Origin of the sequence: Streptomyces sp. NPDC007983 (assembly GCF_042958345.1) — a bacterium.
GTDB lineage: Bacteria > Actinomycetota > Actinomycetes > Streptomycetales > Streptomycetaceae > Streptomyces.
On sequence record NZ_JBIBJI010000005.1, the window covers coordinates 621,012 to 646,468 of the forward strand.

Here is a 25,457-nt window from a genome sequence, read left to right on the forward strand (position 1 = left end):
CCACGGCCCCCGGCCCGCGCCGGGGGCTCCAACTCGACTCGGAGCGGGGCATCTTGGCAACGCCCCGTCCGCCGTTTACCGTCACGAGCACCAGTGCAATGTCACACAGCGCCCCATCGGTGGCCCCGCTCACGGCCCAGCCCCGAAAGAAGGCACAGTGAAAAGCACCGTGAAAAGACCGCGCTCGCTCCGGATCGCCACGCTGGCCTCCTCACTGGCCCTGGCACTCGCCGCCTGCTCCGGCGGCGGCCCGCAGGGCGCCTCCTCCGCGGCCGGGCCCGGCGGCAAGGCGGCCAAGGGCGGCACCGTGCGCGTCCTGACCAACGTGGCGTTCTCCCACCTCGACCCGGCCCGCGGCTTCGACGGCGGCGTCAACAACTTCTACCGCCTCATCTACCGCACCCTGACGACCCAGGGCGCGGCGCCCGGCAAGGCCGGTACGACCATCCGGCCCGACCTCGCCACCGACACGGGAACCCCCTCCGACGGCGGCAAGACCTGGACGTTCACGCTGAAGAAGGGGCTCCGCTTCCAGAACGGCGACCCCATCACCAGCGCGGAGGTGAAGTTCGGAGTCTCACGGGCCTGGGACCCCGAGATCGGCATCGGTTCCCCGTACGCCAAGCAGCTCATCGACGCCCCTGACGGCTACCGGGGCCCGTACGCCTCCGGGGACCTGCCCACGATCCAGACCCCGGACGCGCGGACGATCGTCTTCCATCTGAAGAAGCCCTACGCGGACTTCGGCAGCGTCACGGCCCAGCCCACGTTCGTCCCCTTCCCCAAGGGCACCGGCGGCAAGGGGGAGTTCGACCGCGCGCCCATCGCCTCCGGCCCGTACCAGATCGCCTCCTACAAGCGCGGCGCCTCGCTGACGCTGGACCGCAACAAGCACTGGGACCCCGACACGGACACCATCCGCACCGCCCGGCCGGACCACTTCGCGTGGACCTTCGGCCTGGACGGCGCCACCATCGACGAACGCATGATCGCGGGCCAGGGCGATGACGCCGGCGCCATCGCGGGCGGGTCCGGCATCCAGCCCGCCACCGTCGCCCGGATCCAGACCCCCGCCGTGCGCAAACGCACCCTCTCCGGGCTCACCGGCTGCACCACCTACCTGGGCCTGAACACCACCAAGAAGCCGCTGGACCAGGTCAAGGTGCGCCAGGCCATCGCGTACGCCGTCAACAAGGCGACCCAGGTCGACGCGGTCGGCGGCACGGCCAAGGCGCAGCGGGCCACCTCCATCCAGCCGCCGACCGTCGTCGGCCGGAAGGCCTACGACCCGTACCCCAGCGAGGGCGGCAAGGGCGACCTCACGGCCGCGCGGCGGCTGCTCGGCGAGGCGGGGGCCCGGGGCGGCTTCACCCTGACCCTCGACATCCGCTCCCAGCCGTCCATGCAGCAGCAGGGCGTGGCGATCCAGCAGGCGCTGGCCCCGCTGAAGATCGACGTCAAGCTCAACACCATCGACACCGCCACCTACTACGAGGCCATCGGCACCCCCTCTCAGCAGCACGACGCGGCGATCACCGGCTGGTGCCCGGACTGGCCGTCCGGCGCCACCTTCCTGCCGCCGCTGTTCGACGGCCGCACCATCGCCGCCAAGGGCAACCAGAACCTCGCGCAGCTCGACGACAAGGGGGTCAACGACCGGATCGACGAGATCGCCGCCATGAAGGACGTGGACCGGCAGAACGCCGCGTACGGCGAGCTGGACGAGCAGATCATGAAGCTCGCCCCGGTCGTGCCCCTGATGTACGAGAAGTACGTCGGCGTCGTCGGGAGCAACATCGCGGGGGCGTACCTCCACGCGGGCTTCTCCGGCGGCATCGACCTGGTCTCCGTCGGCCTCGCGGACCCGGGCCGGTCCTGATGAGCGTCGGCACACCGCTCCCGGACGCCGAGGCCCAGGGCCTGGCCACGAGCCCGGCGCCCGCGCTCACTTCGGGCCGCCGCGTCGCCGCCGCGTTGCGGCGCGACCGCGCCGCGGTGGCCGCCGCCGCGTTCCTCGGGCTGCTCTGCCTGGTGGCGCTGTGCGCCCCGCTGATCACCGCGCTCACCGGCTGGGGCCCGTACGCCTTCGACTCCTCCGCCGTCGACACCGGCCTCGGCGGGGTGCCCAGGGGGTCGTTCGGGGGCATCGGCGCCGAGCACCTCTTCGGCGTCGAACCGCAGAACGGCCGGGACATCCTCGCGCGCATCGTCCACGGCGCCCGCGTGTCCCTGCTGATCGCGCTCTCCTGCACCCTGCTCACCGGGGTGCTCGGTGTCGTCCTCGGCATGCTCGCCGGGTTCTACCGGGGGTGGGTGGACCAGGTGATCTCCCGGGTCATGGACTTCCTGATGGCGTTCCCCGCGCTGATCTTCATGATCGCGATCCTGTCCTCCCTGCCGGCGGGGAACCGGCCGGTGCTGCTGGTGGTGGTCATCAGCGGCTTCGGCTGGCCGTATCTCGCCCGCGTCATCCGGGGGCAGACGATGGCGCTGGCGAGCCGGGAGTTCGTGGAGGCGGCCAGGGCGTCGGGCGCCCGCGACCGCGATCTGGTGTTCCGCGAGATCCTGCCCAATCTGCGCGGCCCGATCACCGTCATGGCCACGCTCGCCGTGCCCGGCTACATCGGCACCGAGGCCGGGCTGTCCTTCCTCGGCGTCGGCATCACCCCGCCCACCCCGTCCTGGGGCCAGATGATCGCCAACTCGGTGAGCTGGTACCAGGTCGACCCGATGTACTTCGTGATCCCGGGCGCGTTCCTCTTCCTCACCGTGCTGTCGCTGACCGTGCTCGGGGACCGGCTGCGGCACGCCATCGACGAGGGGGAGGCCGCCGCCTGATGGTCCGCTACCTGATCGGACGGCTCGCCGGTGTCGTCGTCATCCTCTTCGCCGTCTGCCTGTTCACCTACCTCATCTTCTTCCAGCTCTCGCCCGACCCCGCGGTGATGATCTGCGGTAAGACCTGCACCGAGGAGCGGATCGGCGCCATCCGCGAGGCACTGGGCCTCGACCGGCCCTTCCTCAGCCAGTTCGGGGCGTTCCTCGGCGGGATCTTCGCCGGGCGTGACTACGGCTCGGGCGCCACGCTCGTCCACTGCCCGGCGCCCTGCCTCGGCTACAGCTTCCAGACCGACGAGTCCGTCTGGTCCATGATCACCGCACGGCTGCCGGTCAGCGCCACCCTGGCCATCGGCGCCGCGGTGCTGTGGCTGCTCGTCGGGGTGGCCGCCGGGCTGCTCAGCGCCGTACGGCAGGGGACGTGGTGGGACCGCGGCGCGATGGCGCTGGCGCTCGGCGGGATCAGCGTCCCCAACTATGTGCTGGCCCTGGTCCTCCAGTACGTGCTCGTCGTCAAGCTCGAATGGCTGCCGTTCCCCTCGGCCGTCGCCTTCTCCGACGACCCGGCGCGGTGGTTCCAGTCGTATCTGATGCCGTGGATGGTGCTCGCGGCCGGATACGCCTGTCTGTACGCGCGGCTGACGCGGACCCATGTGATCGAGACGCTGTCCGAGAACTTCCTGCGCACCGCCAGGGCCAAGGGGCTCAAGCGGTCCCTGGTGCTGCGCCGCCACGCGCTGCGGCCCGCGCTCACCCCCGTCACCACCCTCTTCGGGATGGACTTCGCCGGGCTGCTCGGCGGCGCCCTCATCACCGAGACCGTCTTCGGCCTCGGCGGCATCGGAAAGCTGGCCGCCGACTCGATCGCGAAGAACGACCAGCCGGTGATCATGGCGGTCACGCTGCTGGCGGCCTTCTTCGTGGTGGTCGGCAATGTGGTCGTGGACCTCGTCTACACCGCCCTGGACCCGAGAGTGAGGATCCGATGAGCGGATCGAAGGAGCTTCTGGTGGTGGACGACCTCACCGTCACCCTGCCCACCACCCGCGGCCCCGTCGACGTCGTCAAGGGCGTCTCCTTCACCGTCGACAGGGACGAAACCCTCGGCATCGTCGGGGAGTCGGGCTCCGGAAAGTCCATGACCAGCCTCGCCATCATGGGACTGCTGCCCCGCGGCGCGACGGCCACCGGCAGCGTCCGCCTCGACGGCGAGGAACTGCTCGGCCGCCCCGACCGCGAGCTGCGCCGGATCCGGGGCGACGGGATCTCCATGGTGTTCCAGGACCCGCTGTCCTCGCTCAACCCCTATTACACGGTGGGCCTCCAGATCGAGGAGGCCTACCGGGCCCACCGCGGCGGCTCGCGCAAGGCCGCCCGGGCCGTGGCCGTCGAAGCCCTGACGCAGGTGGGCATCGCCGAACCCGGGCGGCGGGTGGACCACTACCCGCACCAGTTCTCCGGCGGCCAGCGCCAGCGCGTCATGATCGCCATGGCGCTCGTCTGCTCCCCGTCCCTGCTGATCGCCGACGAGCCGACCACCGCGCTCGACGTCACCGTCCAGGCACAGATCCTGCGGCTGCTCGCCGGGCTCCAGCAGCGGACCGGCACCGGGATGGTCCTCATCACCCACGATCTGGCCGTCGTCAGCTCCCTCGCGCGGCGGATCCTGGTGATGCGCGAGGGCGACCCGGTCGAGTACGGGGAGGCCGAGCGGATCTTCTCCGATCCGCGGCACCCGTACACGCGGGCGCTGCTGGAGAGCGTGCCGCGCATCGAGGAGGTGCCACGGTGAGCGCGTCACCGGGTGAACCGCTGCTGCGGGCGCGGGAGCTGACCAAGACCTTCGTCGGCCGGGGCCCCGGTGGGATGCTCGGCCGGAAGGCCGCGTTCACCGCCGTCGACCGGGTCGGCTTCGACATCCGCGCGGGGGAGACCCTCGCCGTCGTCGGCGAGTCCGGCAGCGGGAAGTCCACCACGGCCCGGATGGCCGCGCGGCTGATGGAACCGACGGGCGGCAGCCTGGAGTTCGCGGGCGAGGACGTCACCCGGGCCACGGGGCCCGCCCTCGCCCGGTTCCGCAGGGGAGTCCAGGTCGTCTTCCAGGACCCCTACTCCTCCCTCAACCCGCGGCACACCGTGGAACGCATCCTCATGGCGCCGCTGGACTACCAGGGCATCGCCCCCAAGGGCGGCCGGCGCGCCCTCACCAAGGAGCTGATGGAGCGGGTCGGGCTCGACCCCGACCACTCCCAGCGCTACCCCGCGCAGTTCTCCGGCGGTCAGGCCCAGCGCATCGGCATCGCCCGGGCGCTCGCCGTGGACCCGCGGCTCGTCATCTGCGACGAGGCCGTCTCCGCCCTGGACGTCTCGGTCCGGGCCCAGGTGCTCGACCTGCTGCGGCGGCTCCAGCGCGAGAGCGGCTTCGCGTACCTCTTCATCGCCCACGACCTCGCCGTGGTGCGCCGCATCGCGCACCGGGTCGCGGTCATGAGCGAGGGACGCATCGTGGAGACGGGCCCGTGCGAACGCGTCTTCGCCGACCCCCGGGCCCCGTACACCCGCACCCTGCTGGCCGCGGTCCCGCGCATCAACCCCGACTGGGACCGCGCCCGCCGCGCCCGGGCCGCCGCGGGGCGGCGCGGCGACGGCCGGGCGGCCGCCGGGCCGGGCGGCGACCGGACGGGCGACGTTCGAGCGGCGGACCGGCCGGGCAACGATCGTACGAGCGACCAAGGAGGCACCACCCATGGCTGACCGGACGACCACGACCCCCGGCCGGTCCGGGCCCGTCCCCACCGAACCGGACCCCCGCCTGCCCCGGCTGGGCGACATCCCCGGCTTCGCCGCGTACATGAGCCAGGGCTGGGCCACCCCCGACCGCACGCCGCCCACCACCCCCGGCGCACCCGAGGCCGCCGCCGCGCACCGCGCCCGGCTCGGCGCGCTGTTCCCCGGCCGGGCCATCGTCGTGGCCGGCGGCAGCGCCGCCGTACGCAGCAACGACACCCGCTACGACTTCCGCCCGGACAGCAACTTCGCCTGGCTCACCGGCTGCTCGGCCGAGGACGCCGTCCTCGTCCTGCGGCCCTCGGGCACGGGCCACGACGCGACCCTCTACCTGCCGCCCCCGGCCCACCCCGGCGAGCCGGGGTTCTTCTCCGACGCCGCCTACGGAGAGCTGTGGGTCGGCGCCGCCCCCGGCCCCGGCGACTGGGCGGACGCGCTCCAACTGGAGGTGCGCCCGGCCGGTGAGCTGGAGTCCGCGCTGACCCGGCTCACCGACCCGCTGATCACCGGGCCCCTCACCACCGACGACCACAAGCCCTCGGCCGAACTGGAGCGCACCCTCGCCGAACTGCGCATGATCAAGGACGACTGGGAGATCGACCGGCTCCGCGAGGCCGTCGACCGGACCGTCTCCGGATTCGCCGCCGTGCTCAGGGAGTTCCCCACCGCCCTCGAAGGCCCCGGCGAGCGCTGGCTGCAGGGCACCTTCGAACGCCACGCCCGCACCTACGGCAACGGCCCCGGCTACGCCACGATCGTCGGCAGCGGCGCGCACGCCCCCACCCTGCACTGGGTGCGCTGCGACGGCCCGGTGCGCCCGGACGACGTGGTCCTGCTCGACATGGGCGTCGAGACCCGCGACCTCTACACCGCCGACGTCACCCGCACCTTCCCCGCCTCCGGCCGCTTCTCCGCCGCGCAGACCCAGGTCCACGACCTGGTCGAGAAGGCCCACCGCGCGGCGCTCGCCCAGGTGCGCCCCGGGAAGCGCTTCACCGACTTCCACCAGGCAGCCATGGAGGTCATCGCGCACGGCCTCGACGACTGGGGGCTGCTCCCGGTCTCCGCCGACGAGGCCCTGTCCGACCGTGGCCAGCACCACCGCCGCTGGCTGGTCTGCGGCATCGGCCACCACCTCGGGCTCGACGTGCACGACTGCGCCCAGTCCTCGTACGAGGCGTACCAGGGCGCCGAGATGGCCCCCGGCATGGTGCTCACCGTGGAACCCGGCCTGTACTTCCACGCCCACGACCTGAGCGTCCCGCCGGAGCTGCGCGGGGTCGGGATCCGCATCGAGGACGACCTCCTGGTGACCCCCGACGGCGCCGAGGTGCTCTCGGCGGACCTGCCGCTGGACGCCGCGGGCCTGGAGCGCTGGATGGAGCGCCGGACCCCCTAGGAAGGGTCGGTCAGGGCGGTCGCGGTCAGGGTGAGGTGCTGGACCAGCAGCGCGGCCGCGGCGTCGGCGTCGCGGGCCAGCACCGCCTCCTCCAGCCGCCGGTGCTCGTCGGCGCCGTCCCGGCCGGGGGCGCGGTGTGCCGACCAGCGGCGGGCCAGTTCGCTCGCCGTCCACATCCGGTCGAAGGTCTCCAGCAGCACGGCGTTGCCGCAGCCCTCCAGCAGAGTCCGGTGGAACACCCGATGGGCCTCGGACCAGGTGTCGCAGAAGTACGTGCCCTCTTCCGGCGAGTACGCCGGGGTGCGGGCCAGACGGTGGTGGGCGGCCCGTACGCGGGCCTCCCAGTCGACGTCGCCCCGCTCGACGGACATGCGCAGGACGGCCGGCTCGATCGTGCGCCGGGCCTCGGTGATCTCCTGCCAACACCGGTCGGTGAGGGCGGGAACGGCGAAGCCGCGATTGTGCAGCCGGTCGGCGAGGCCGTCGCCGACCACCCGCACCAGCGCCTCGCGCACGACGGCCAGGCTCACACCTTGCTCCCTGGCCAGGTCCTGCGGCTTGAGGGCCTCGCCGGGGGCGTAGTCCCCACGCATGATCGCATCCCGCAGGCAGGCGTAGACCTGCTCGGAAAGCATCTTCTGTGGCATATCCCCAGCATAGACGGCTCTCTTCGATAATCGATTATTGCTGCTATGGTCGATGATCAACCGTCAGTTTCCGATGACGGATCTTCAACTCATCAGGGAGAGCAGTCGCATGAGCGACATACGCGCGGTCAGCGGCGCCATGAGCGCGGCCCACATGTTCATCTACTTCGTCCCCGAAGCCGCGGAGGAGGCCGCCAAGCTCGGCGTGACCGAGCGCGGACCGGCGTACTTCGCCTTCCGGTCGGCCGCGATGGGGGCGGTCCCGTGGCAGGTCGCGCTCGCGACCTTCTACAACTTCAGCCCGCGGGCGGTGCGGTCCATGACGGGCGTGTGGGACGCCGCGTCGCCCGAGCAGTGGCAGGCCGCCCGCTTCGCCGGTGCCGACCGTGCGTTACAGCGCGTCGGCGTGAACCTCACGGCCGATCAGATCGCGGAGGCGCGGTCGCTGATCGACCCGGTCGTCGCCGGCGCCGATTACGCGGGCAAGACCCTGGCCGCCGCGAACGCGGCGGTCGCGCTCCCGTCCGATCCGCTCGTCGCGCTGTGGCAGCAGATCACGGTGGTGCGCGAGTGGCGCGGCGACGCGCATCTCGTCGTGCTCGCCGCCCACGGCCTCGGGGCGTGCGACTGCAACGTCCTGCAGGCCGCGACGGGCCGCGTCCCGGTGGGGCTCGCGCGTTCGACCCGTCAGTGGAGCGACGAGGAGTGGGCCGCGGCGACGGCGCGTCTCGCCGCGCGCGGCTGGCTCGACGCCGACGGCACCGTGACCGACGAGGGCACCGCGGCGCGCGAGCGGATCGAGGTCGAGACCGACGAGCTGTGCGCCCCGCTGTGGGCGCCGATCGGCGACGCGGGCGCCCGTCGCCTCGCCGAGCTCGTCACGCCGATCAACGACGCGTTCACCGCGGCCGGGACATACGACCAACTGCGCTGAGCCGCGACCATCGCCGACTCGTTCCCGACGGCTGGAGGTCTGGACAGGACTGAACAGGTACAGCTAGCTTCTGGACATGACTGAACAGGTCCTCAAGCATCAGCGCATCGCCGGTGTCCTGGCGCGTGAGATCCACAGCGGTGCCCTGGAGCCGGGTAGCAGGCTGCCCGGCGAGCACGCGCTGACCCGGCGATTCGCGGTGAGCCGGAACACCGTCCGGCAGGCCCTGGACGAGCTGAACAAACGAGGGCTGATCTCCACGCACGCCGGAGTCGGCTCGTTCGTCACCTTCGACGGCGGCCTGCTGGACAACCGGCTCGGCTGGACCAGGGCCCTGGCCGACCAGGGCGCCCGGATCACCACCGAGGTGCTGCGCCTGGAGGCGGTGCGCGACGCCTCGCTCGCCGGGGAGCTGGGCATCGAGGGCGCCGAGTTCCTGGCCCTGGACCGGCTGCGTATCCTGCCCGAGGGCACCCCCGTCTCGCTGGAGCGCAGCAGGGTCCCGCTGCTCCCGGCGCTCGCCCAGGTGCCGCTGCGCGGCCTGGTGGACGCCTCGCTGACCAAGACCCTCGCCGCGGCGGGGGTCCGCGCCACCCACGGCGACGAGTGGGCGTCCGTGGCCGGGCTCGACGCCGACGAGGCGGCCCTGCTGCGGCGCGCCGAGGGCGACCTGTTCCTGCGCACCCGCAGGGTCAGCCGCGGGGCCGACGGCCGCGTCGTCGAACACGTCACCAGCCTGCTGGACCCCGCCCGTTTCCAGCTGCACCTGGGCTTCGGCGAACCGCCCCACTGAACCGCCGCCCGCCCGCCACCCCCCTCACCCCCCTCACCCCGATCACCCCGACAGGAAGCCTTGATGAACCACCTGCACGACCGCGCACTCGGAGCCCTGTACGGCCTGGCGATGGGCGACGCCCTCGGCATGCCGACCCAGATCATGCCCCGGCGGTCGATCGTCGCCCGGTTCGGCACCGTGACCGGTTTCGAGCCGGGACCGGCGGAGAATCCGGTGAGCGCCGGCATGCCCGCCGGGGCGGTCACCGACGACACCGATCAGGCCGTGCTGGTGGGGCGACTGCTGGTGGAGGGCAACGGACACATCGACCCGCTGCGGCTCGCCCAGGAGCTGCTGGAGTGGGAGCGCGCCATGAAGGCCAAGGGCTCGTTCGACCTGCTCGGCCCCTCCACCAAGGCCGCCCTGGAGGCCGTCTCGCGCGGTGTGCCGCCGGAGGAGGCGGGCCGGTCGGGCTCCACCAACGGCGCCGCCATGCGGATCACCCCGGTCGGCGTCGCCTTCCCCGACAAGCCCCTCGAATCCTTCGTCGACCAGGTGGCGGCGGCCTGCCGGGTCACCCATGACACCACCCTCGGCATCGCCTCCGCCGCGGCGGTGGCCGCCGCGGTGAGCCGTGGCGTCGGCGGCGGCGGTCTGGAGGACGCCTTCGCCGCGGCGATCACGGCCGCGGCGGCCGGTGCCGAGCGCGGCCACTGGGTGTACGGCGCATCCATCGCGGCCCGTATCGAGTGGGCCGTGGAACTGGTCCGCGGCCTGCCCGAGGAGCGGGCCCTGGACCGCGTCAACGACCTCGTGGGCACCAGCGTCGCGAGCCAGGAGTCGGTGCCCGCGGCCTTCGCCGTCCTCGCCCTGGCCGACGGCGAACCGTGGCGCGCCTGCCTCCTGGCGGCGAACCTCGGCGGCGACTGCGACACCATCGGCGCCATCGCCGGTGCGATCGCCGGATCCATCAGCGGCGCCTCGGCCCTCCCCGCCGACGCGCTCACCACCCTCCGTTCCGTCAACGGCCTCGACCTGGAGCCGCTGGCCACCTCCCTCCTCGAGCTGCGGGCCGCCGCAGCCGGGTGACCACCTGCCGCCCGCGCCACACGCCCAGTCCCCGAAGGCGGCGCGGACGGCCCGCAGTCCCGCACAGAAAGACAGGTACGACCATGGCCGCATCGCAGGACGACCGCGTCGGCGCGGTGGAGACACGCGGCATCGAGCCGGTGCCCGACACCGAGCGCCACGGCCACCCCGGGCAGATGTTCTGGACGTGGTTCGCGGCGAACATCAGCATCCTGGGGCTGCCGCTCGGCGCCGCCCTCGTCAGCTTCCGCGGCCTGAACATCTGGCAGGCGGCCCTCGTGGCCATCATCGGCTCGTTCGGCTCGTTCGCCCTGGTGGGAGCGCTGAGCATCGCGGGCAAACGCGGTGGCGCGCCCGCCCTCACCCTCTCCCGCGCGGTCTTCGGAGTCCGCGGCAACGCGGGCCCCACCCTCATCACCTGGCTGAGCCGCCTGGGCTGGGAGACCATCAACACCACCACGGCCGCCTTCGCCCTGCTGGCCCTGCTCAACGTCGCGTTCGGCATCCACCAGAACGCCGTCCTCACCGTGGTCTGCCTGCTCGTCTTCATCGGCTGCACCCTGCTGATCAGCGGTCTCGGGCACGCCACCATCATGTGGATCAACAAGTGGGCCACCTACGCCTTCGGGGTGCTCAACCTCGTCGTCATCGCCTTCCTCGGCGCCACCGTGGCCTGGGACAAGGTCTTCCAGGCCCCCGCCGGGCCGGTGAGCGCGATGATCGTGGGCACCGGGATGGTCGCCGCCGGCACCGGTATCGGCTGGGCCAACGCGGGCGCCGACTACGCCCGCTACCTGCCCCGGCAGATCCCCGGCCGCAAGCTGGTGGCCGCCTCAGCGTTCGGCGCGGGCATCCCGCTGGTCGTGCTCATCTCGCTCGGCTCGCTGCTCGCGGCGGGGCAGCCGGACCTGGCCTCGGCCGCCGACCCGGTCTCGGCCATCAACGCGATGCTGCCCTCGTGGATGTCGATCCCGTATCTGATCGCGGCCTTCGGCGGACTGCTGCTCTCCAACCACCTGTCCGTGTACTCCGCCGGGCTCACCATGATCACCCTGGGGATACGGGTCCGGCGCACCGTGGCCGTCGGGCTGGACGTGGTCGTCACCTTCGCGGGCGGCATCTACTTCATCCTGATCGCCAAGGACTTCTACGGACCGTTCATCACCTTCCTCACCCTCCTGGCCGTGCCGATCACCGCCTGGGTGGGAGTCTTCGCGGTCGACCTGATGCTCCGGCGGTCCTACGACCGCGCGGCGCTGATGGACGTGGGTCCCACCAGCCGTTACTGGTTCCGGGGCGGCGTCCGCTGGGCCGCGCTGGGCGCGTGGCTGGTGGCCATCGTGGTGGGACTGCTCTTCACCGAGGCCGCCACCGGCCCGAAGGACGTCTGGTTCGCCGGACCGCTCTCCGGCACCTGGGTCGGCACCAACGGCCTGGGGTGGGTCGTGACCCTCGCCCTCGCCGCGGGCGTCTACGCGGTGCTGCGGTGGCTGGGCGGCGCCACGGCGCTGTCCGACGGTTCCGGCGAGGCCTTCGAGCCGCCCGCCCCCGCGCACACGCTGCCCGAGCCGACCGCACAGGAGCCCGCGTGAGCCGCATGCTGCTTCTCGGCAACGCCATCGTCGACCTGGTCATGAGGGTCCCCGCACTGCCCGAACGCGGTGGCGATGTCGTCTCCACGGACACCACCTTCGTCACCGGCGGCGGCTTCAACGTCCTCGCGGCCGCGCGCCGCCTCGGCCTGCCCGCCGTCTACGCCGGGTCCCATGGCTCGGGGCCGTTCGGGGACCGCGTCCGGGCGGACCTCGCGCGGGAAGGCATCGAGGTGCTGCTTGCCCCGCTGCCGGACACCGACACCGGTTTCTGCGTCGCCCTCGTCGACGACGATGGCGAGCGGACCTTCGCCACCAGCCTCGGAGCGGAGGCCCGGCTGACCGATGCCGACGCGGCGGCGGTGCTCGCCGCGCTGCGGCCCGGCGATCTGGTGCAGGTCTCCGGATACGCGCTCGCCCACCCGGCGGGCGGCCCGGTCCTGGCCCGGCTCATCGCGCGGCTGCCCCCGGACGCGCGGGTCTTCCTCGACCCGGGGCCGCTCGTCGCCGACATCCCCGAAGACGTGCTGCGCGTGGCCCTGGCCCGCTGCGACTGGATCAGCTGCAACCAGCGCGAGGGGCGGCTGCTGACCGGACTGGACGATGCCCGGCGCACCGCGGCCGCGCTCGCCGCCCGGCTGGGCCCGGACACCGGGGTGATCCTGCGGGCCGACGCGGCCGGGTGCTGGCTCGTACCGCCCGGCGGCGAGGCCGTGCACGTCCCCGGCCGTCAGGTGACCGCAGTCGACAGCAACGGCGCGGGCGACGCCCACGCCGGAGCCCTGCTGGCCCTCCTCGGCGGCGGCCTGGACCCGCTCGACGCGGTACGGGGCGCCAACGCGGCGGCCGCGTTCGCGGTCACCCGGCGCGGGCCCGCCACCGGGCCGACCCGCGACGAACTCCTGGGCTTCCTGGACGGCGACGGACCCGCCGCCTCGACGGTCCGATCAGCCCTCGGAGCCGGGCTCGGCGCGCTCGGCTGAGGCCGAGGGCAGGTGCGTGAGCAGCAGGACGATCCCGGAGAGCAGGAAGACGCGCGTGGCGGCGTCCAGCCCGTTCCACGACTTCGACTGCCACATGGAGAACCACTCGCCGCCGATGGCGATGAACCCGGCGCCGAACAGCAGCATCAGCATCAACAGCCCCACGGTGCCCGCCCGCCGGGCGCGGCGTATGCCGCCCCCGCCTCCGCCTCCGCGCAGGCTCACGCACCACATGGCCGTCGCGGCGAGGAGGACGAGGGCGGCGAGGGTTTCCCAGGCGATGATGGCGATGTAGGCGGCGTCCTGGAGCGCGGTCGAGGTGATCGCCCGCCACATCAGGTCGTCGTCCTTGAACGTCGTGTCCATCGCCAGGACGTGCCGCACGAACTGCTGATTGGTACCGAAATCGGTGATGTTGCCGAACGCGACGAGCGCGATGTACAGCGCCATCGTCCCGGTGAGCACCGCCGAGACGGCGGCGAGGGTGCGGGACGAACGCGTCCCGTCCGCTCGTTCCCTCACCGCACGTTCTCCCACCACGTTTTCTCTCGCCACGGCCGCTGGTCCTCCCCCTGGATCCCCCTGGATCCCGCTTGGTCCCGCTGATCGTGCTGGATCATCCACCATGCAGAGGAGAACAGTCCAGCGGCGGTACGTTTTCCGTCGCCGGCCCGTGGGCTGGCGACGGGTCAGCGCGTGACGTCGAAGGAGGCGCCGCGGGGCACGAACGCGGTGTCCCCGTCCTCGGCCGTCGCCAGCGCCGACACGTACCAGGTGCCCTCGGCCAGCTCGGCTGCCTCCTCCTCGGTGACCCGCAGCGTGTAGGTGCAGCGGGAGGTTTCGGCCGTGGTGCTCCGGCACGTGGCGCCCTCCGCGTGCCGAAGCTCCGCCGCGGTCGGGTCGAGCTTGGAACTCGCGGGCCAGGCGACAACCTTGAGGCCACGGATGCCGGAGTCGTCACTCACGTCCGCGGTGTACGTGAGGGCGCCCGGGGCGCCGTTCGACGGAGCGACGTAGCGGGCCGAGCCGTTCTCCACGGTCGGCTTCGACGCGGCGGACGCCGTGGCGAGGCCACCGGCGGCGACGCCGCCGAGGACGGTCACGCCGATGAGCGAGGACACGAGAACACGCTTGGACATGGGTATCTCCTGGATTCATCAGGGTGGTTTCACCGGGGCGTTCGGCCGCCCTCTCGATGTGATCGACTCTATGGACCCGGACCCGGCACGGTCTTCGCGCTGCGGGATGATTGCCGCCTTGAACCAGAGGTAGAGACGGAATCCGCCTCCAGCCGGAGAGGCGGCCCTCACCTGCGGACATAGCCTTGAACCGCTATGAACCGAAACGACGGCCGGCTGATCCCGGTCCTGCTGATCTGCGCCCAGGCCGTGGTGTGGCCCGGGGCGGGGCTGGTGCGCGGGGCCGTCCCGCCCGCGTCCGCCCTCCTGGTGGCGGCCCTGGGCGGGGGACTGGTGACGGCCGCCCTGGCCCTCCGCCGTACGCGCCCGGTGGCCGCGCTCGCCCTGACCGCCGCCGTCTGCGCCCTGGGTGCCGGGCCGCTGCCCACCGGCGCGGTGACGGTCCTCGGGACGGCGGGTGTGGCGCTGGCCCTGTTCACCGTGGCGACCGAACGCGACACCTTCACCACCGTGTTGTGCGTGGTGACGCTCGCCGCCTGGCAGCTGCTGCACGGCATCGGCCTGCACGGGCTCGGCGACCGGGACGGACTCGGCCTCGTGCTGACCGCGCTGCTGTACGCCGCCGCGTGCGGCACCGGCCTGCTGGTGCGGCGCACCCGCCGCGCGCGGCGCGCGGCCGAACACGTGCTGAGGCGGGCCGAGGCCGAGCGCCACCGGCTCCCGGCGGTCGAGCGGCGCCGCATGGAACGGGAGTTGCACGACGTCAGCGCCCACCATCTGACGGCCGTGGTGGTCTCGGCGGGGGCCGCGCTCGGACTGCGCGACCGTCGCCCCGAACTCACCGGCGAGGCACTGGAGTTCGCGGCCGAGACCGGCCGCGAGGTCACTCGGGCGCTCGGCGCGGTGCGGGCCCCGGCACCCTCGCGGGAGGACCTGCCGTCACCACAGGAACGGCTGCGCGATCTGATCGCGGGGTTCCGGCGGCTGGACCAGCCGGTGGACTGCGAGATCGACCCCCTGCCGGACGGCGCCGTCGCCGACGCGGCCTACGGCATCGTGCGCGAGGCGCTGACCAACGTGGCACGCCACGCCCCCGGCGCGCGGACGAACGTGCGGTGCCGGTACGGCGACACCCGCACGGAAGTCGTGGTCACCAGCGCCGCACCACCGGCCGGTTCGGCCGCGTACGGCGCGGGCCTCGGCGGCGGACGCGGCCAGGGCTTCCTGCGGGCCCGGGCCCGGGAGGCGGGCGGCACCCTGGCCAGTGGCCCCACGGCGGACGGCGGTTGGGAGGTGCGGGCCGTCCTGCCCGGCCGGACCGCCGCCCCCGCCGAGCGGTCCGTACCGCGCGGCTACCGCCTGGCGCAGCTGACGGCCGCCACCGGGCTGTGTCTGCAACCGCTGCTCCCGGCCCTGGTCATCCGGGCGGAGCACACACCGGGCGGGCCGCCGGTGTCCGCGGGAGTGCTCTTCGCGCTGCTGGCCGCCGCCCAGGCGGTCGCGCTGCTGTGGCTGCGCCGGGCGCCCCGCACCGCCCACGGAGTCCTGCTCGGGCTGGTCCCGCTCTGGCCGGTGGCGATGGCCATGGGCGCGTACACCGGCCCGGCCCTGCTGCCGCCCGCCTTGAGCATCCTCGCCACCTGCGCGGCACTCGGCGCGGACGCGGCCCGGGAGGCCCGTACGGCGGCCCGTCTCCTGGCCCCGGTCGCGGCCGTGGCCGTGCACGCGGCGGCCGCCACCGCCGCCGTACTGGACCGGGGCACGACGGTCCCCGGCTGGGCGGTCGCCGCGGCGGCCACGGCCGGGGCCTCGCTGGCGGTCGGCGGGGCCCGGTGGGCCGGAGCCGTACGCGGGCGGCGCGCCCGGGCCGCCCGGGGCACCCACGAGGAACGCCTCGCCGCCTGGACCGAGGAGGCCGTCCGGGACGCGTGGACCGAGCGTCGCCGGATCGCCGCCGGGCTGGAGACCACCGTACTGACGCACACCGCCGGCATGGTCGCCGAGGCGGAGGCGGGCCGGCTCGACGCGGCCGCCGAACGCGCCCGCGAGGCCCTGGCCACGATGCGCGCCCTCCTCGACACGGTCCGGGAGGGCGAGACCGCGCCCGAACTGCGGCCCCGGCCCACCCTCCAGGCCCTCGACCTGCTCGTCCACCAGTGCCGGGCCACCGGCCGCGACGTCGGGATACGGCTGACCGACCGCGTGCCGGAGCGGCTGCCCACCGCGGTGGACCTGGCCGCCTACCATGCCGCCGAGACGGTCCTGTCGGTCGTCGGCGAGGAGCCCGCGCTGCTCGAACTCGACGTGGAAGACGACACGTTGACACTCCACGCCACCGGGGTACCCCGCGTCGAACGCCCCGCCGTGCGCGAGCGGCTGGCCGCGCGGATGGCGGCGCTCGGCGGCACCCTGACCACCGGCCCGCCGGGCACGCTCCGCCTGCGGATGCCACTCGATCCGGCCGCCGCCGCGCCGCGGAACCACGAAGACGAGGAGAGGGAGCGATGAGCCTCAAGGTGCTGGTCGTCGACGACCAGGGCGTCGTACGGGCGGGGTTCGCCGCCGTGATCGACGCCGAGGAGGACATGACGGTCGTCGGCGAGGCCGGTGACGGCGCCGCCGCCGTACGCCTCGCCGACGAGCTGGCGCCCGACGTGGTCCTCATGGACGTCCGGATGCCCGAACTGGACGGCATCGCCGCCACCCGGATCATCACCGGCCGCGAGAACGCCCCCCGGGTCCTGGTGCTGACCACCTTCGACCTCGACGCCTACGTCTTCGACGCGTTGCGCGCCGGTGCCTCCGGCTTTCTGCTCAAGGACGTGCACGCCGCCGAACTCCTCCACGGCATCCGGGTGGTGGCGGCGGGCGAGAGCGTGCTCGCCCCGACCGCGACCCGCCGGCTCATCGGCCACTACGCCTCCGGAAGGGTCCCCGGGACCGGGAACGGCAGCGGCCCCCGCGAGCTGGACGGCCTGACCGGCCGCGAACGGGACGTCCTCACTCTGGTCGCCTCCGGCCTCAACAACGCGGAGATCGCCGACGACCTCGGCATCACCGTCGGCACCGTGAAATCCCATGTGAACGCGCTGCTGCGCAAGCTCGGGCTGCGCGACCGGGTACAGGCGACGATCCTCGCGTACGACCTCGGCCTCGCCCGCCCGAACCTGCCCGGCAGCCCCATATGACCCCCACCTGACCCCCACCCGAACCAGCACGTGAGACGAGGAGCCCCCCACCATGACCGATCCCGGCCGCCCCTTCCCCCGCCACCTGCGCCAGGCCCTCCGCACCATCGCCGCCCGCGTCTACCTCGCGGTGTGCGCCGCTCTGCTCGTCTGGGCGCTCGTGGTGACCACCACCGACAGCTCGGACGACTCCATGGCGGGCGTCATCCCGCTCCTCGCCACCGCCCCGGTCAGCCTCGTACTGCTCGTACTGCCGGACCACGCGGCGGCACTCGTCGTCGCCGTCGTCCTCGGGGCGCTGGTCAACGCGGCCGTCATCGGCTGGTGCGCCCGCGCGCTGCGCCGTTGAGCCCCACGCGTCCCGCTGCCACACCACGGGAACCCGCTCGAAGCCTCCCGTGAACAGCCCCGCGCCGCACCAGCTCGGCCAAACGCACGGCCATATCGAGCCCGGGCAGCCGCTCCAGCTGGATCTCCAGGGCAACCCACAGTTCGGTGCGGGCCAGCGCCTGGCCGACGCACGCGTGGAACCGGCGACGAAGGAGATGCGCCGGTTGAGAGGGACGGCTCAGGTCCATCGCGTCCGGGTCGGGGACCATCAGCTACGTGCGATCCGGGCCAGAACCGCCTCGGGCAGGGGGCGGCCGGCGGTGTCGGTGATCTCGATGACCTGGCTGATCAGGCTGCCACCCGGCGGCCACTGCTTCCCGGCCACGTGGTCGCCGAGATACGCCAGCAGCTCTTCGCACGCGCGCGGAGCTCCCGCTCGTCGTAGCGGCCCGAGCAGACTAGGGTGCCCGACCAGTACGAGAAGCGATGCCAGTTCCGCTCCGGTCGTACGCCCAGCAGGGCGCCGATGACCCGCACCGGCAGTGGATCCGCGAAACCCGCCAGGAGATTGGCGGGCTCGGCCTTGCCTCCATTGTGTCCACCAGGCCATGCCCGATGGCCGCGATCCGCGGCCGCAGCGCAGCGGCCTGCTCTTGGCTCACGCCGGGACCGGTGATCTGGAGGTGCACGCTTCCCGCGGCCGGGGCCGCGGGAACTCCCGAATAGTGGGGCAAGGTCAGATGCGGACCACGATCTTCCCTCGCGTGTGTCCGCGTTCGGCGTATGCGTGCGCTTCCGCGATCCGTTCGAGTGGGTAGGTCCGCTCGATGCGCGGTGTGTAGTGGCCCTGCCGGCCGAGTTCGCCTGCTTCGGCGAGGAGTGTGGAGTCGTTCTCCGCGTTGGCCACATGTACGCCCAGGCGATGCGCGTTGGTGTAGTCGGCGATCGTCGACACGTGAACAGGGTCGCCCACGATCGCAATGAGATCGGCCAGTGACCCGGAGGCAGCGGTGTCGAGCGCGATGTCGACACCGTTCGGAGCCAGGGTGGCGAGGCGTTCAGCGAGGCCGGTGCCGTAGGTGGTGGGAACGGCTCCGAGAGAGGCGAGGAACTCGTGGTTGCGCTCGCTGGCCGTCCCGATCACGGTGGCACCTTGAGCCACCGCGATCTCGACCGCAGCACTGCCCACGCCTCCGGCGGCCCCCTCGACGAGAAGGGTGCGCCCCCGCAAGGGACCGAGCGCCTTCAGCCCGCCCATTGCGGTCACAGATGCCAGACCGGCGCCGGCGGCCTCCTCGTCGGTCCACGTGGCAGGCGCATGGGCCCAGGCCGAGAGCACGGCCAGCTCCGCTGTCGCGCCGGTGACGCCGCCCAGCCCGAAGACACGGTCACCGATGCTCATCTCCTGCACGCCTTCACCGATCTCATCGACCACGCCGACGGCATCACGCCCAGGAATCGCAGGCAGATCCACGGGGAGTACTTCGTGCACCGCACCGGAACGCACCTTCCAGTCGACGGGGTTGACGCCGGCCGCCGCGACGCGGACGCGGATCTCACCGGGTCCGGGATGCGGGTCCGGCACCTGCTCGACCACAAGGGTCTCCACACCGCCGTACTCGTGATAACGGACTGCGCGCATGTCGTTCTGCCTCTCCACGCGGCCTGAACCGGCCGTTCGTGAGATCAACGGGGTGAATGTTCGGCGAGCGCCGACGCCCACAACGCTAGAACCTCACGTTGGCGTCAGGTGCAAGTCGGGCGGGCCTCCCGAACAGAGTGGTCCGCCAGGTGCTGCCGTGCGTGGACTCAGGTGAAGCCCCCCCCGGCACTCCTGGACCAGCTGACGTCCGAGCGTTTCCGCATCGACCAGCGGATCACCGACCTGCTCGCTGTGCGCGACCGGCTCGACCATCGCGCGGGACCTGATTCCGACTGCTCTCACGTGCAGTGAAGACTACTGCCGCAATGACTTCAGACGTCGCCAGCAGATGAGTGCGCATCCGAGGGTGAGGAAGGCTTCGTGGATGTCGTCGCGTATCTCCCAGCGGATCCGCAGGCGGCGGAACCAGTGCACGTGGGCGAAGGCACGTTCGACGACCCAGCGTTGGGTGCCGAGGCCGGAGCCGTGCTCGGTGCCGCGGCGGGCGATCAGTGGTTTCACGCCGAGATCCCGGACCAGGCGGCGGTACTGGTCGTGGTCGTAGCCGCGGTCGCCCAGCACCACGTCCGGGCGGCGCCGAGGTCGGCCGCGCTTGCCCCGCACCGGCGGCACGGCCTGCAGCAGCGGGATGAGCTGGGTGACATCGTTGCGGTTGCCACCGGTCAGCGTGGCGGCGAGCGGGATGCCGGTGGCGTCGGTGATCAGGTGGTGCTTGCTGCCCGTCCTGCCCCGGCCGTCGGGGCTTCGTCCGGTCTTGGGGCCCCCTTTAGCGCCCGGATGTGGGAACCGTCGACCGCCGCCCGGGAGAAGTCCAGGGCGTTCGCGCCGCGCAGTTCGGCCAGGAGGGCCTCGTGCAGCCGGCGTCACACCCCGGCCTCGGTCCATTCGGCCAGACGGCGCCAGCAGGTCATGCCCGAACCGAAGCCAAGCTCCTGCGGCAGGTGTTCCCAGGCGATTCCGGTGTGCAGGACGAACAGGATGCCCTGGAACACCAGACGGTCCGGATGCCGCTTGCGCCCGGGGTGGCGAGCCCGGCGTTCGACTTTGGGCAGCAACGGCTCGATCACCGCCCACAGCTCGTCGTCGGCTTCCCACGGCTTCGGCCGTGCCACTCCACACCTCCGAATCACCGGTCCTGGAGTGATCCAACCACCTCGAAGATCATTTCGTTAGGAGTTCTAAGGGAGGGCGCGCTTCCGCCACTTCTGCTTCGTCCACGGACCCCCTCCAGAGGTGCAGATGCGGCGAGTTACTCACCACGCATGGATCAAGTGAAAGCGGCTTCGCGATACGACCGGTGCCCAGTAGCTGGTGCTGCCGGGCTCCGGCCGACCGTTACGGTTGCGGGGATCAAGATGGTTCGGACACCGGGGCTTGACCCATCTGCTCTACTGCCTCTGCACGTGCCGAGGCCGCCGATTCGGGCGCGAGAAGGCTCAGGACGGTCTCCAGAAGATCCATCGCCCGCGTCCTTGTGCTCGGGCCGTGAAAGGCACGGAGCAGTTCCAGGCGTGCGACGTGGGCTGCCCCCTCGACGCGGTGCCGTTCGGCGGCCTCGCTCCGGCGGCCGACAGCCAGCAGTGTGTCCTCCCTGACGATCACCGTGGCCCGGCCATGAGGATGGGGTAGGTGCGCAGGGCTTCCGCGGCATGGTCTGTCAGCAGTGACCGTGCCACGGCGTCGCCGTGCAGGACCGGAGCCCGTTGCGATGCCTCCGATGTCCAGTCGTAGGCGAAACGCACGTCGAAATAGAGACCGTGGTCCGCGCTGGGCAGCTGGGCGGTGAAGGTCTTTCCGAAGGGCCGGGTCCTCCTGCCTCGCGGAACCGGCGTCACCCCGGCGGAAGAGACGCGGCCTCATACGGCGCTGTGGGTGCTGGCCGCCGCCCCGCGTGCCGCCATCTCCCTGACAACCTCGAAGAGGCGCGTACGCAGCTGGGTGCGGAACGGCGCCGTGCCGGCGATGAGCCTGTCGAGTTCGCCGCCCATTACATCCACCTGGGCCGAGAAGATGACGGCGACGACATCCTCCACGGCATCTCCGGGCAGCTCACCGGCTTCAGCCGCGTCGCACCACTGACCGAGCACCTCCGCCGCGCGCTCGCGTTGTTCAGGACGGCGCCATGTGGCCTGCCAGCCTTCGCGGAGCAACTCGCGGACGGCCTCGCCGTGCTCTGCTTCCGCGTTGAGGAGGAGGGGGACCGGCGACGCGGAGGATTCGGTGTCGTCCAGAGCGAACACGTCGAGGAAGGCAGTGTGGCTGGACCCTCCCTTCTCCGAAGTGTTCCTCTCCGGCGCGGTCCAGTCGACGAGCGTCTTCAGCACCCGCGCCGAAAGATCGGCGTCGCCCAGCAGGGACTTCAGCGTGGTCAGCGCTGCCGCCCGTACCTCCTCGTGCTCAGACGTTCGCAGGAGGTACTTCAGCCTGGTCAGCGCGACGCTGGTGTATTCACGGGCCAGATTCCTCCCGCACACCTGCGCGACGGCCACCTGGCGTTGGGGCAAGGTGACGCCGTGAGCCCATTGAGCGAGGACTTTGCGGACTTCCGGGCCCAGAACGGGGTTGACCGCGCCGCGCCCGCGCGCCGGGCACCTGGAGTGCGCGATCGGCGCGATCGGCGCGGCGGCCGGGCCGGTGCGGCGGCCGGGCCGGTGCGGCTGGAGCAGTCCGCCCCGCTTCCGGCGATCTTCGTTGTACCCGAGCGCGGCCGGGAGGATGGAACCGGCGTAGCCGCCCAGGTGGACCATGGGTTACAGGATCATCAACGAGTCGTCACACGCGCCGACTTATTGTCGTATGTTGGGTCAATGAGCCCACATGATCCCGACCCCCGATCTCCGTTCACGTCCGTCGGCAAGGTGGACAGAGTGCTGGCGATATTGATCATCATCGGTATCGCCTTCGGCGTGTTCTGGCTGGTCTCGAGCCTCGCCTCGTCCTACATAGGGTTCTTCACCTGACGCGGGCACCGCCGCCCGGGGCGTGGCCGGCGCTGCCGACGGGTCAGTGGCCCGGCGAGACGAAGCCGGACTCGTACGCGGCGATGACCGCCTGGGTGCGGTCCCGCGCACCGAGCTTCGCCAGGACGGAACTCATATGCGACTTGACGGTCTCGGTGCCCACCACCAGGCGCGCCGCGACCTCCGCGTTCGACAGCCCGCGGGCCACCAGCCGCAGCACCTCACCCTCCCGCTCGGTCAGCGCGGCGCGCTCCAGGGCCGCCCGGCCCTCGGCGCTGCCGTGGGTCTCACCGTACGAGGCGGCCAACTGGCGCACCGCCGCCGGGAACAGCAGCGAGTCGCCCTCCGCCACCAGCCGCACGGCGTGCACGATCTCCGCCGGTCGCGCCCGCTTCAGCAGGAACCCGTCGGCGCCCGCGCGCAGCGCCCCGTACACGTACTCGTCGTTCTCGAAGGTCGTCACCACGATGATCTTCGGCGGGTCCGGCACCGTGCGCAGGACGGCCCGGGTGGCCTCGATGCCGTCCATCAGCGGCATCCGCACGTCCATGGCGACGACGTCCGGCCGCAGCCGACGCACCAGGGGGATCACGGCGGCGCCGTCGGCCGCCTCGCCCACCACCTCGATGTCCGGCTGCGCCTCCAGTACGGCGCGCAGGCCCGCCCTCACCAGAGGCTCGTCGTCGACCAGGAGAACGGTGAGCATCCGCCCAGCCTAGATCACCCCAGCGGCAGGTCGACATGGACCAGCCACTGGCCGCCGTCCCGCTCCGTCCGGGCCTCGCCGCCGAGCAGCGCGGCGCGCTCCCGGATCCCGCGCAGCCCGCTGCCGCCGCCCGTGACGGCCACCGCCGCCGGCGCGGACAGGGGGTTGCGCACCTCCAGCCTCAGCCGTGCCTCGTCCACGGCGATGCGGACGCGGACGGGGACGGGGCCCGCGTGCCGCAGCACATTGGTCAGGGCCTCCTGGAGGATCCGGTAGCCCTCGCGCGACACCGGGCCCGGCACCCGCTCCAGCGGACCGGTCACCTCGGCGTCGATCCGCGCCCCCGAGGACCGGGCGGACTCCAGCAGCCGGTCCGCGTCGCCCAGGGCCGGGCGAGCCCCGGCCGGCGGCGCCGTCTCGCGCAGCACCATCAGGACCCGTTCCAGGTCCTCCAGCGCGGCCCGCCCCGACTCCTCGATGGTCTCCAGCGCCCGGTCGGTGAAGTCCGGGTCGCCCGCCGCCCGCGCGGCACCCGCCTGCACCACGGCCAGGGTGAGGGCGTGGCCGAGGGAGTCGTGCAACTCCCGGGCGATGCGGTTGCGTTCCAGCAGCCGCTCGGTACGTTCCTCCAACTCGGCCAGCCGCTCCCTGGCCGACGGGCCGAGCAGTCGACGGGCGGCCTCCGCCATGAGGGCGCCCGCCCCGGCGGCCAGGGCGGCCAGCACCAGCAGGGGCACCGGGACCAGCAGGGCATACCCCCAGCCCCCGCCGGACACCCGCAACGGCGCGTCGCCCACGCCGGGTTGCCCGGCGGCCGCCCCGGCGAGCGACAGGCACAGCGCCATCAACTGTCCCGTCACCAGCGCGACGGCGAGCCCCACCTCCAGGCGCAGCACCAGCCAGGCACCGGTCCTGGCCCGGTCGCTCCACGAGGCGGACGGCGCGGCCGAGACCCCCGGGTCCTCCTCACCGCGCACGCGCGCGTGCGGCCCCGGGAACAGCATCAGCCGCGCCTGCAGCCCCTCCGCCCGGCGCACCTCGGGCACCACGGCCGCCGCCAGGACCAGGGGAACCGGCAGCGCCGCGATCAGCAGCCAGTCGGTCGGGGCGGGACGGGTCAGCCCCGGATAGATGGCGCCGCAGACGAACGGCACGATCGCCCCCACCAGCACATGAAGCCAGCGGGTGTAGGTGACCGCACGGGTCAGCGGCAGCAGAGGGCCTGGCATGCCGTCATCGTGGCAGAGCGGGCGGGGCGGTGGTTCCCCCTCACGGGGGAGACGGTCTCCTCCGGCGGGGGAGGCCCGCCACCTTTCCGTACGGCCAGGCTGAAGCCATGACCAGCATCGACGTACACGACCTGACGAAGGAGTACGGCAGCACCCGCGCCGTCGACCGGCTCACCCTGAGCGTCGAACCGGGCCGGGTCACCGGTTTCCTCGGCCCCAACGGCGCGGGCAAGTCCAGCACCATGCGCCTCATCCTCGGCCTCGACCACCCCACCGCCGGCACCGCCACGGTGGCGGGTCGCCCGTACGCGACCCTGCGCGAACCCCTGCGCACGGTCGGCGCCCTGCTCGACGCGCAGGCGGCCCACGGTTCCCGGACCGCCCGTGACCATCTGCGCTGCCTCGCGGTCAGCAACCGCCTTCCGGGCCGCCGTGTGGACGAGGTCCTCGAGGAGACCGGTCTCGCCACCGTGGCGGGCCGCCGCGTCAAGACCTTCTCGCTGGGCATGCGCCAGCGCCTCGGCATCGCCACCGCGCTCCTCGGGGATCCGCCCGTGCTCCTGCTGGACGAGCCCGCCAACGGCCTCGATCCGGAAGGGATCATCTGGATCCGCGCGTTGCTGCGCCGACTCGCCGGGGAGGGCCGCACGATCCTGGTCTCCAGCCACTTGATGAACGAGACCGCGACCTACGCCGACCACCTCGTCGTCCTCGCCCGGGGCCGCCTCCTCGCCGACGTCTCCATGCCCGACTTCATCGAGCGGCACAGCCGGGCCCGCGTACGGGTACGCACCACCGACCCCGCCCGGCTGAGGGCCACGCTGCTGACCGGCGGATTCACGGTCCTGGAAGGCGAGGACGGCGGATGGGTGGTGGAAGGCGCCAAGGCCGAGCAGATCGGGGCCGTGGCCGCCCGCGAGGGCATCCCCGTGTCCGAACTCGCCGACGAACGCGCCTCGCTGGAGCAGGCCTACCTCGCGCTCACGGCGGACGAGGCGGAGTTCACCGCCGCCACCAGCTGAGAAGCGGCCCCACCACCCGAGAAGCCGCCCCCACCACCCGAGAAGAGGAGACCCGACCATGCCCGTCACTGCGGTGCTGCACTCCGAGTGGCTGAAGATCAGATCCATCCGGGCGAGCTTCGGCTCCCTCGTCGCGGTCTTCGCCGCCACGCTGGCCATCACCGTGCTGGTCTTCG

General features: G+C 72.7%; 23 protein-coding genes and 2 pseudogenes. 17 read left to right on the plus strand and 8 right to left on the minus strand.

Annotated elements, in window-relative coordinates:
• Nucleotides 1–169: 169 nt before the first annotated feature.
• The 6 genes from ACFZCY_RS19660 to ACFZCY_RS19685 are packed head-to-tail and all read left to right on the plus strand — an operon-like array spanning nucleotide 170 to nucleotide 7,024.
• On the plus strand, nucleotides 170–1,879 hold the full coding sequence (locus tag ACFZCY_RS19660) for an ABC transporter substrate-binding protein (RefSeq protein ID WP_391173772.1): 1,710 nt from the start codon (nucleotides 170–172) through the stop codon (nucleotides 1,877–1,879).
• Nucleotides 1,879–2,838 carry an ABC transporter permease subunit gene (locus ACFZCY_RS19665; RefSeq protein WP_391173769.1) on the plus strand — a complete coding sequence of 320 codons (960 nt, stop codon included), beginning with the start codon at nucleotides 1,879–1,881 and terminating at the stop codon, nucleotides 2,836–2,838. Before ACFZCY_RS19660 ends, ACFZCY_RS19665 begins: the two co-directional genes overlap by 1 nt.
• Nucleotides 2,838–3,827 (plus strand): ABC transporter permease subunit, encoded by a 990-nt coding sequence (locus ACFZCY_RS19670; RefSeq protein WP_391173767.1) that lies wholly within the window; start codon nucleotides 2,838–2,840, stop codon nucleotides 3,825–3,827. Before ACFZCY_RS19665 ends, ACFZCY_RS19670 begins: the two co-directional genes overlap by 1 nt.
• Nucleotides 3,824–4,630, plus strand: a complete 807-nt coding sequence (locus ACFZCY_RS19675) for an ATP-binding cassette domain-containing protein (RefSeq protein WP_391173765.1) — start codon at nucleotides 3,824–3,826, stop codon at nucleotides 4,628–4,630. Before ACFZCY_RS19670 ends, ACFZCY_RS19675 begins: the two co-directional genes overlap by 4 nt.
• Complete coding sequence (locus tag ACFZCY_RS19680) at nucleotides 4,627–5,592, plus strand: ATP-binding cassette domain-containing protein (RefSeq protein WP_391173763.1); 966 nt, start codon at nucleotides 4,627–4,629, stop codon at nucleotides 5,590–5,592. Before ACFZCY_RS19675 ends, ACFZCY_RS19680 begins: the two co-directional genes overlap by 4 nt.
• Nucleotides 5,585–7,024 (plus strand): aminopeptidase P N-terminal domain-containing protein, encoded by a 1,440-nt coding sequence (locus tag ACFZCY_RS19685; RefSeq protein ID WP_391173759.1) that lies wholly within the window; start codon nucleotides 5,585–5,587, stop codon nucleotides 7,022–7,024. Before ACFZCY_RS19680 ends, ACFZCY_RS19685 begins: the two co-directional genes overlap by 8 nt.
• On the opposite strand, the gene ACFZCY_RS19690 is transcribed toward ACFZCY_RS19685, so the two are convergent.
• Nucleotides 7,021–7,659 carry an FCD domain-containing protein gene (locus tag ACFZCY_RS19690; RefSeq protein WP_391174391.1) on the minus strand — a complete coding sequence of 213 codons (639 nt, stop codon included), beginning with the start codon at nucleotides 7,657–7,659 and terminating at the stop codon, nucleotides 7,021–7,023. The two genes, ACFZCY_RS19685 and ACFZCY_RS19690, sit on opposite strands and share 4 nt — an antisense overlap.
• A 121-nt stretch (nucleotides 7,660–7,780) precedes the next feature.
• Between ACFZCY_RS19690 and ACFZCY_RS19695 the strand changes: the two genes are divergently transcribed.
• The 5 genes from ACFZCY_RS19695 (at nucleotide 7,781) to ACFZCY_RS19715 (ending at nucleotide 13,044) form a co-directional block, all read left to right on the plus strand.
• Nucleotides 7,781–8,605, plus strand: coding sequence for a hypothetical protein (locus ACFZCY_RS19695; RefSeq protein ID WP_391173756.1), 825 nt, complete (start codon nucleotides 7,781–7,783; stop codon nucleotides 8,603–8,605).
• 76 nt (nucleotides 8,606–8,681) lie between these two features.
• Entirely contained in the window at nucleotides 8,682–9,398 is a 717-nt protein-coding gene (locus ACFZCY_RS19700; RefSeq protein ID WP_391173753.1) for a GntR family transcriptional regulator, read from the plus strand.
• A 63-nt stretch (nucleotides 9,399–9,461) separates the two neighbouring features.
• Nucleotides 9,462–10,469 carry an ADP-ribosylglycohydrolase family protein gene (locus ACFZCY_RS19705; RefSeq protein ID WP_391173751.1) on the plus strand — a complete coding sequence of 336 codons (1,008 nt, stop codon included), beginning with the start codon at nucleotides 9,462–9,464 and terminating at the stop codon, nucleotides 10,467–10,469.
• Nucleotides 10,470–10,552: 83 nt separating this feature from the next.
• Nucleotides 10,553–12,061, plus strand: a complete 1,509-nt coding sequence (locus tag ACFZCY_RS19710; RefSeq protein WP_391173748.1) for a cytosine permease — start codon at nucleotides 10,553–10,555, stop codon at nucleotides 12,059–12,061.
• 5 nt (nucleotides 12,062–12,066) lie between these two features.
• Nucleotides 12,067–13,044, plus strand: coding sequence for a PfkB family carbohydrate kinase (locus tag ACFZCY_RS19715; protein WP_391174388.1), 978 nt, complete (start codon nucleotides 12,067–12,069; stop codon nucleotides 13,042–13,044).
• Here ACFZCY_RS19715 and ACFZCY_RS19720 read toward each other — a convergent pair.
• Nucleotides 13,009–13,566 carry a DUF2165 family protein gene (locus ACFZCY_RS19720; RefSeq protein ID WP_391173746.1) on the minus strand — a complete coding sequence of 186 codons (558 nt, stop codon included), beginning with the start codon at nucleotides 13,564–13,566 and terminating at the stop codon, nucleotides 13,009–13,011. The genes ACFZCY_RS19715 and ACFZCY_RS19720 overlap by 36 nt on opposite strands.
• A gap of 167 nt (nucleotides 13,567–13,733) precedes the next feature.
• A complete protein-coding gene (locus ACFZCY_RS19725) occupies nucleotides 13,734–14,183 on the minus strand; it encodes a DUF5707 domain-containing protein (RefSeq protein ID WP_391173744.1) in 450 nt (149 codons plus the stop codon).
• Between the two features lie 195 nt (nucleotides 14,184–14,378).
• Here ACFZCY_RS19725 and ACFZCY_RS19730 point away from each other — a divergent pair, with 195 nt between their 5' ends.
• Genes ACFZCY_RS19730 through ACFZCY_RS19740 form a run of 3 tightly spaced genes read left to right on the plus strand, consistent with a single transcriptional unit; the run spans nucleotide 14,379 to nucleotide 17,720 of the window.
• On the plus strand, nucleotides 14,379–16,691 hold the full coding sequence (locus tag ACFZCY_RS19730; RefSeq protein WP_391173741.1) for a histidine kinase: 2,313 nt from the start codon (nucleotides 14,379–14,381) through the stop codon (nucleotides 16,689–16,691).
• Nucleotides 16,688–17,371, plus strand: a complete 684-nt coding sequence (locus ACFZCY_RS19735) for a response regulator (RefSeq protein ID WP_391173739.1) — start codon at nucleotides 16,688–16,690, stop codon at nucleotides 17,369–17,371. The genes ACFZCY_RS19730 and ACFZCY_RS19735 overlap by 4 nt, the downstream gene beginning before the upstream one ends.
• Before the next feature lie 52 nt (nucleotides 17,372–17,423).
• Nucleotides 17,424–17,720, plus strand: coding sequence for an SCO4225 family membrane protein (locus ACFZCY_RS19740; RefSeq protein WP_391173736.1), 297 nt, complete (start codon nucleotides 17,424–17,426; stop codon nucleotides 17,718–17,720).
• Nucleotides 17,721–18,437: 717 nt separating this feature from the next.
• Here ACFZCY_RS19740 and ACFZCY_RS19745 read toward each other — a convergent pair.
• The 3 genes and pseudogenes from ACFZCY_RS19745 to ACFZCY_RS19755 all read right to left on the minus strand — a co-directional run bounded on the left by ACFZCY_RS19745 (nucleotide 18,438) and on the right by ACFZCY_RS19755 (nucleotide 21,853).
• On the minus strand, nucleotides 18,438–19,343 hold the full coding sequence (locus ACFZCY_RS19745) for an alcohol dehydrogenase catalytic domain-containing protein (protein ID WP_391173733.1): 906 nt from the start codon (nucleotides 19,341–19,343) through the stop codon (nucleotides 18,438–18,440).
• A gap of 315 nt (nucleotides 19,344–19,658) precedes the next feature.
• Nucleotides 19,659–20,476 (minus strand): annotated as a pseudogene (locus ACFZCY_RS19750) (IS5 family transposase).
• 744 nt (nucleotides 20,477–21,220) lie between these two features.
• Entirely contained in the window at nucleotides 21,221–21,853 is a 633-nt protein-coding gene (locus tag ACFZCY_RS19755) for a hypothetical protein (RefSeq protein WP_391173730.1), read from the minus strand.
• 24 nt (nucleotides 21,854–21,877) lie between these two features.
• Between ACFZCY_RS19755 and ACFZCY_RS19760 the strand changes: the two genes are divergently transcribed.
• Entirely contained in the window at nucleotides 21,878–22,324 is a 447-nt protein-coding gene (locus tag ACFZCY_RS19760) for a hypothetical protein (RefSeq protein WP_391173727.1), read from the plus strand.
• A 43-nt stretch (nucleotides 22,325–22,367) separates the two neighbouring features.
• Here ACFZCY_RS19760 and ACFZCY_RS19765 read toward each other — a convergent pair whose 3' ends face one another.
• A complete protein-coding gene (locus ACFZCY_RS19765) occupies nucleotides 22,368–23,030 on the minus strand; it encodes a response regulator (RefSeq protein WP_391173725.1) in 663 nt (220 codons plus the stop codon).
• 14 nt (nucleotides 23,031–23,044) lie between these two features.
• On the minus strand, nucleotides 23,045–24,259 hold the full coding sequence (locus ACFZCY_RS19770) for a histidine kinase (RefSeq protein ID WP_391173723.1): 1,215 nt from the start codon (nucleotides 24,257–24,259) through the stop codon (nucleotides 23,045–23,047).
• Between the two features lie 107 nt (nucleotides 24,260–24,366).
• Between ACFZCY_RS19770 and ACFZCY_RS19775 the strand changes: the two genes are divergently transcribed.
• Nucleotides 24,367–25,281, plus strand: a complete 915-nt coding sequence (locus ACFZCY_RS19775) for an ATP-binding cassette domain-containing protein (RefSeq protein WP_391173719.1) — start codon at nucleotides 24,367–24,369, stop codon at nucleotides 25,279–25,281.
• Nucleotides 25,282–25,339: 58 nt separating this feature from the next.
• Nucleotides 25,340–25,457 (plus strand): annotated as a pseudogene (locus tag ACFZCY_RS19780) (ABC transporter permease); the annotation flags it as partial.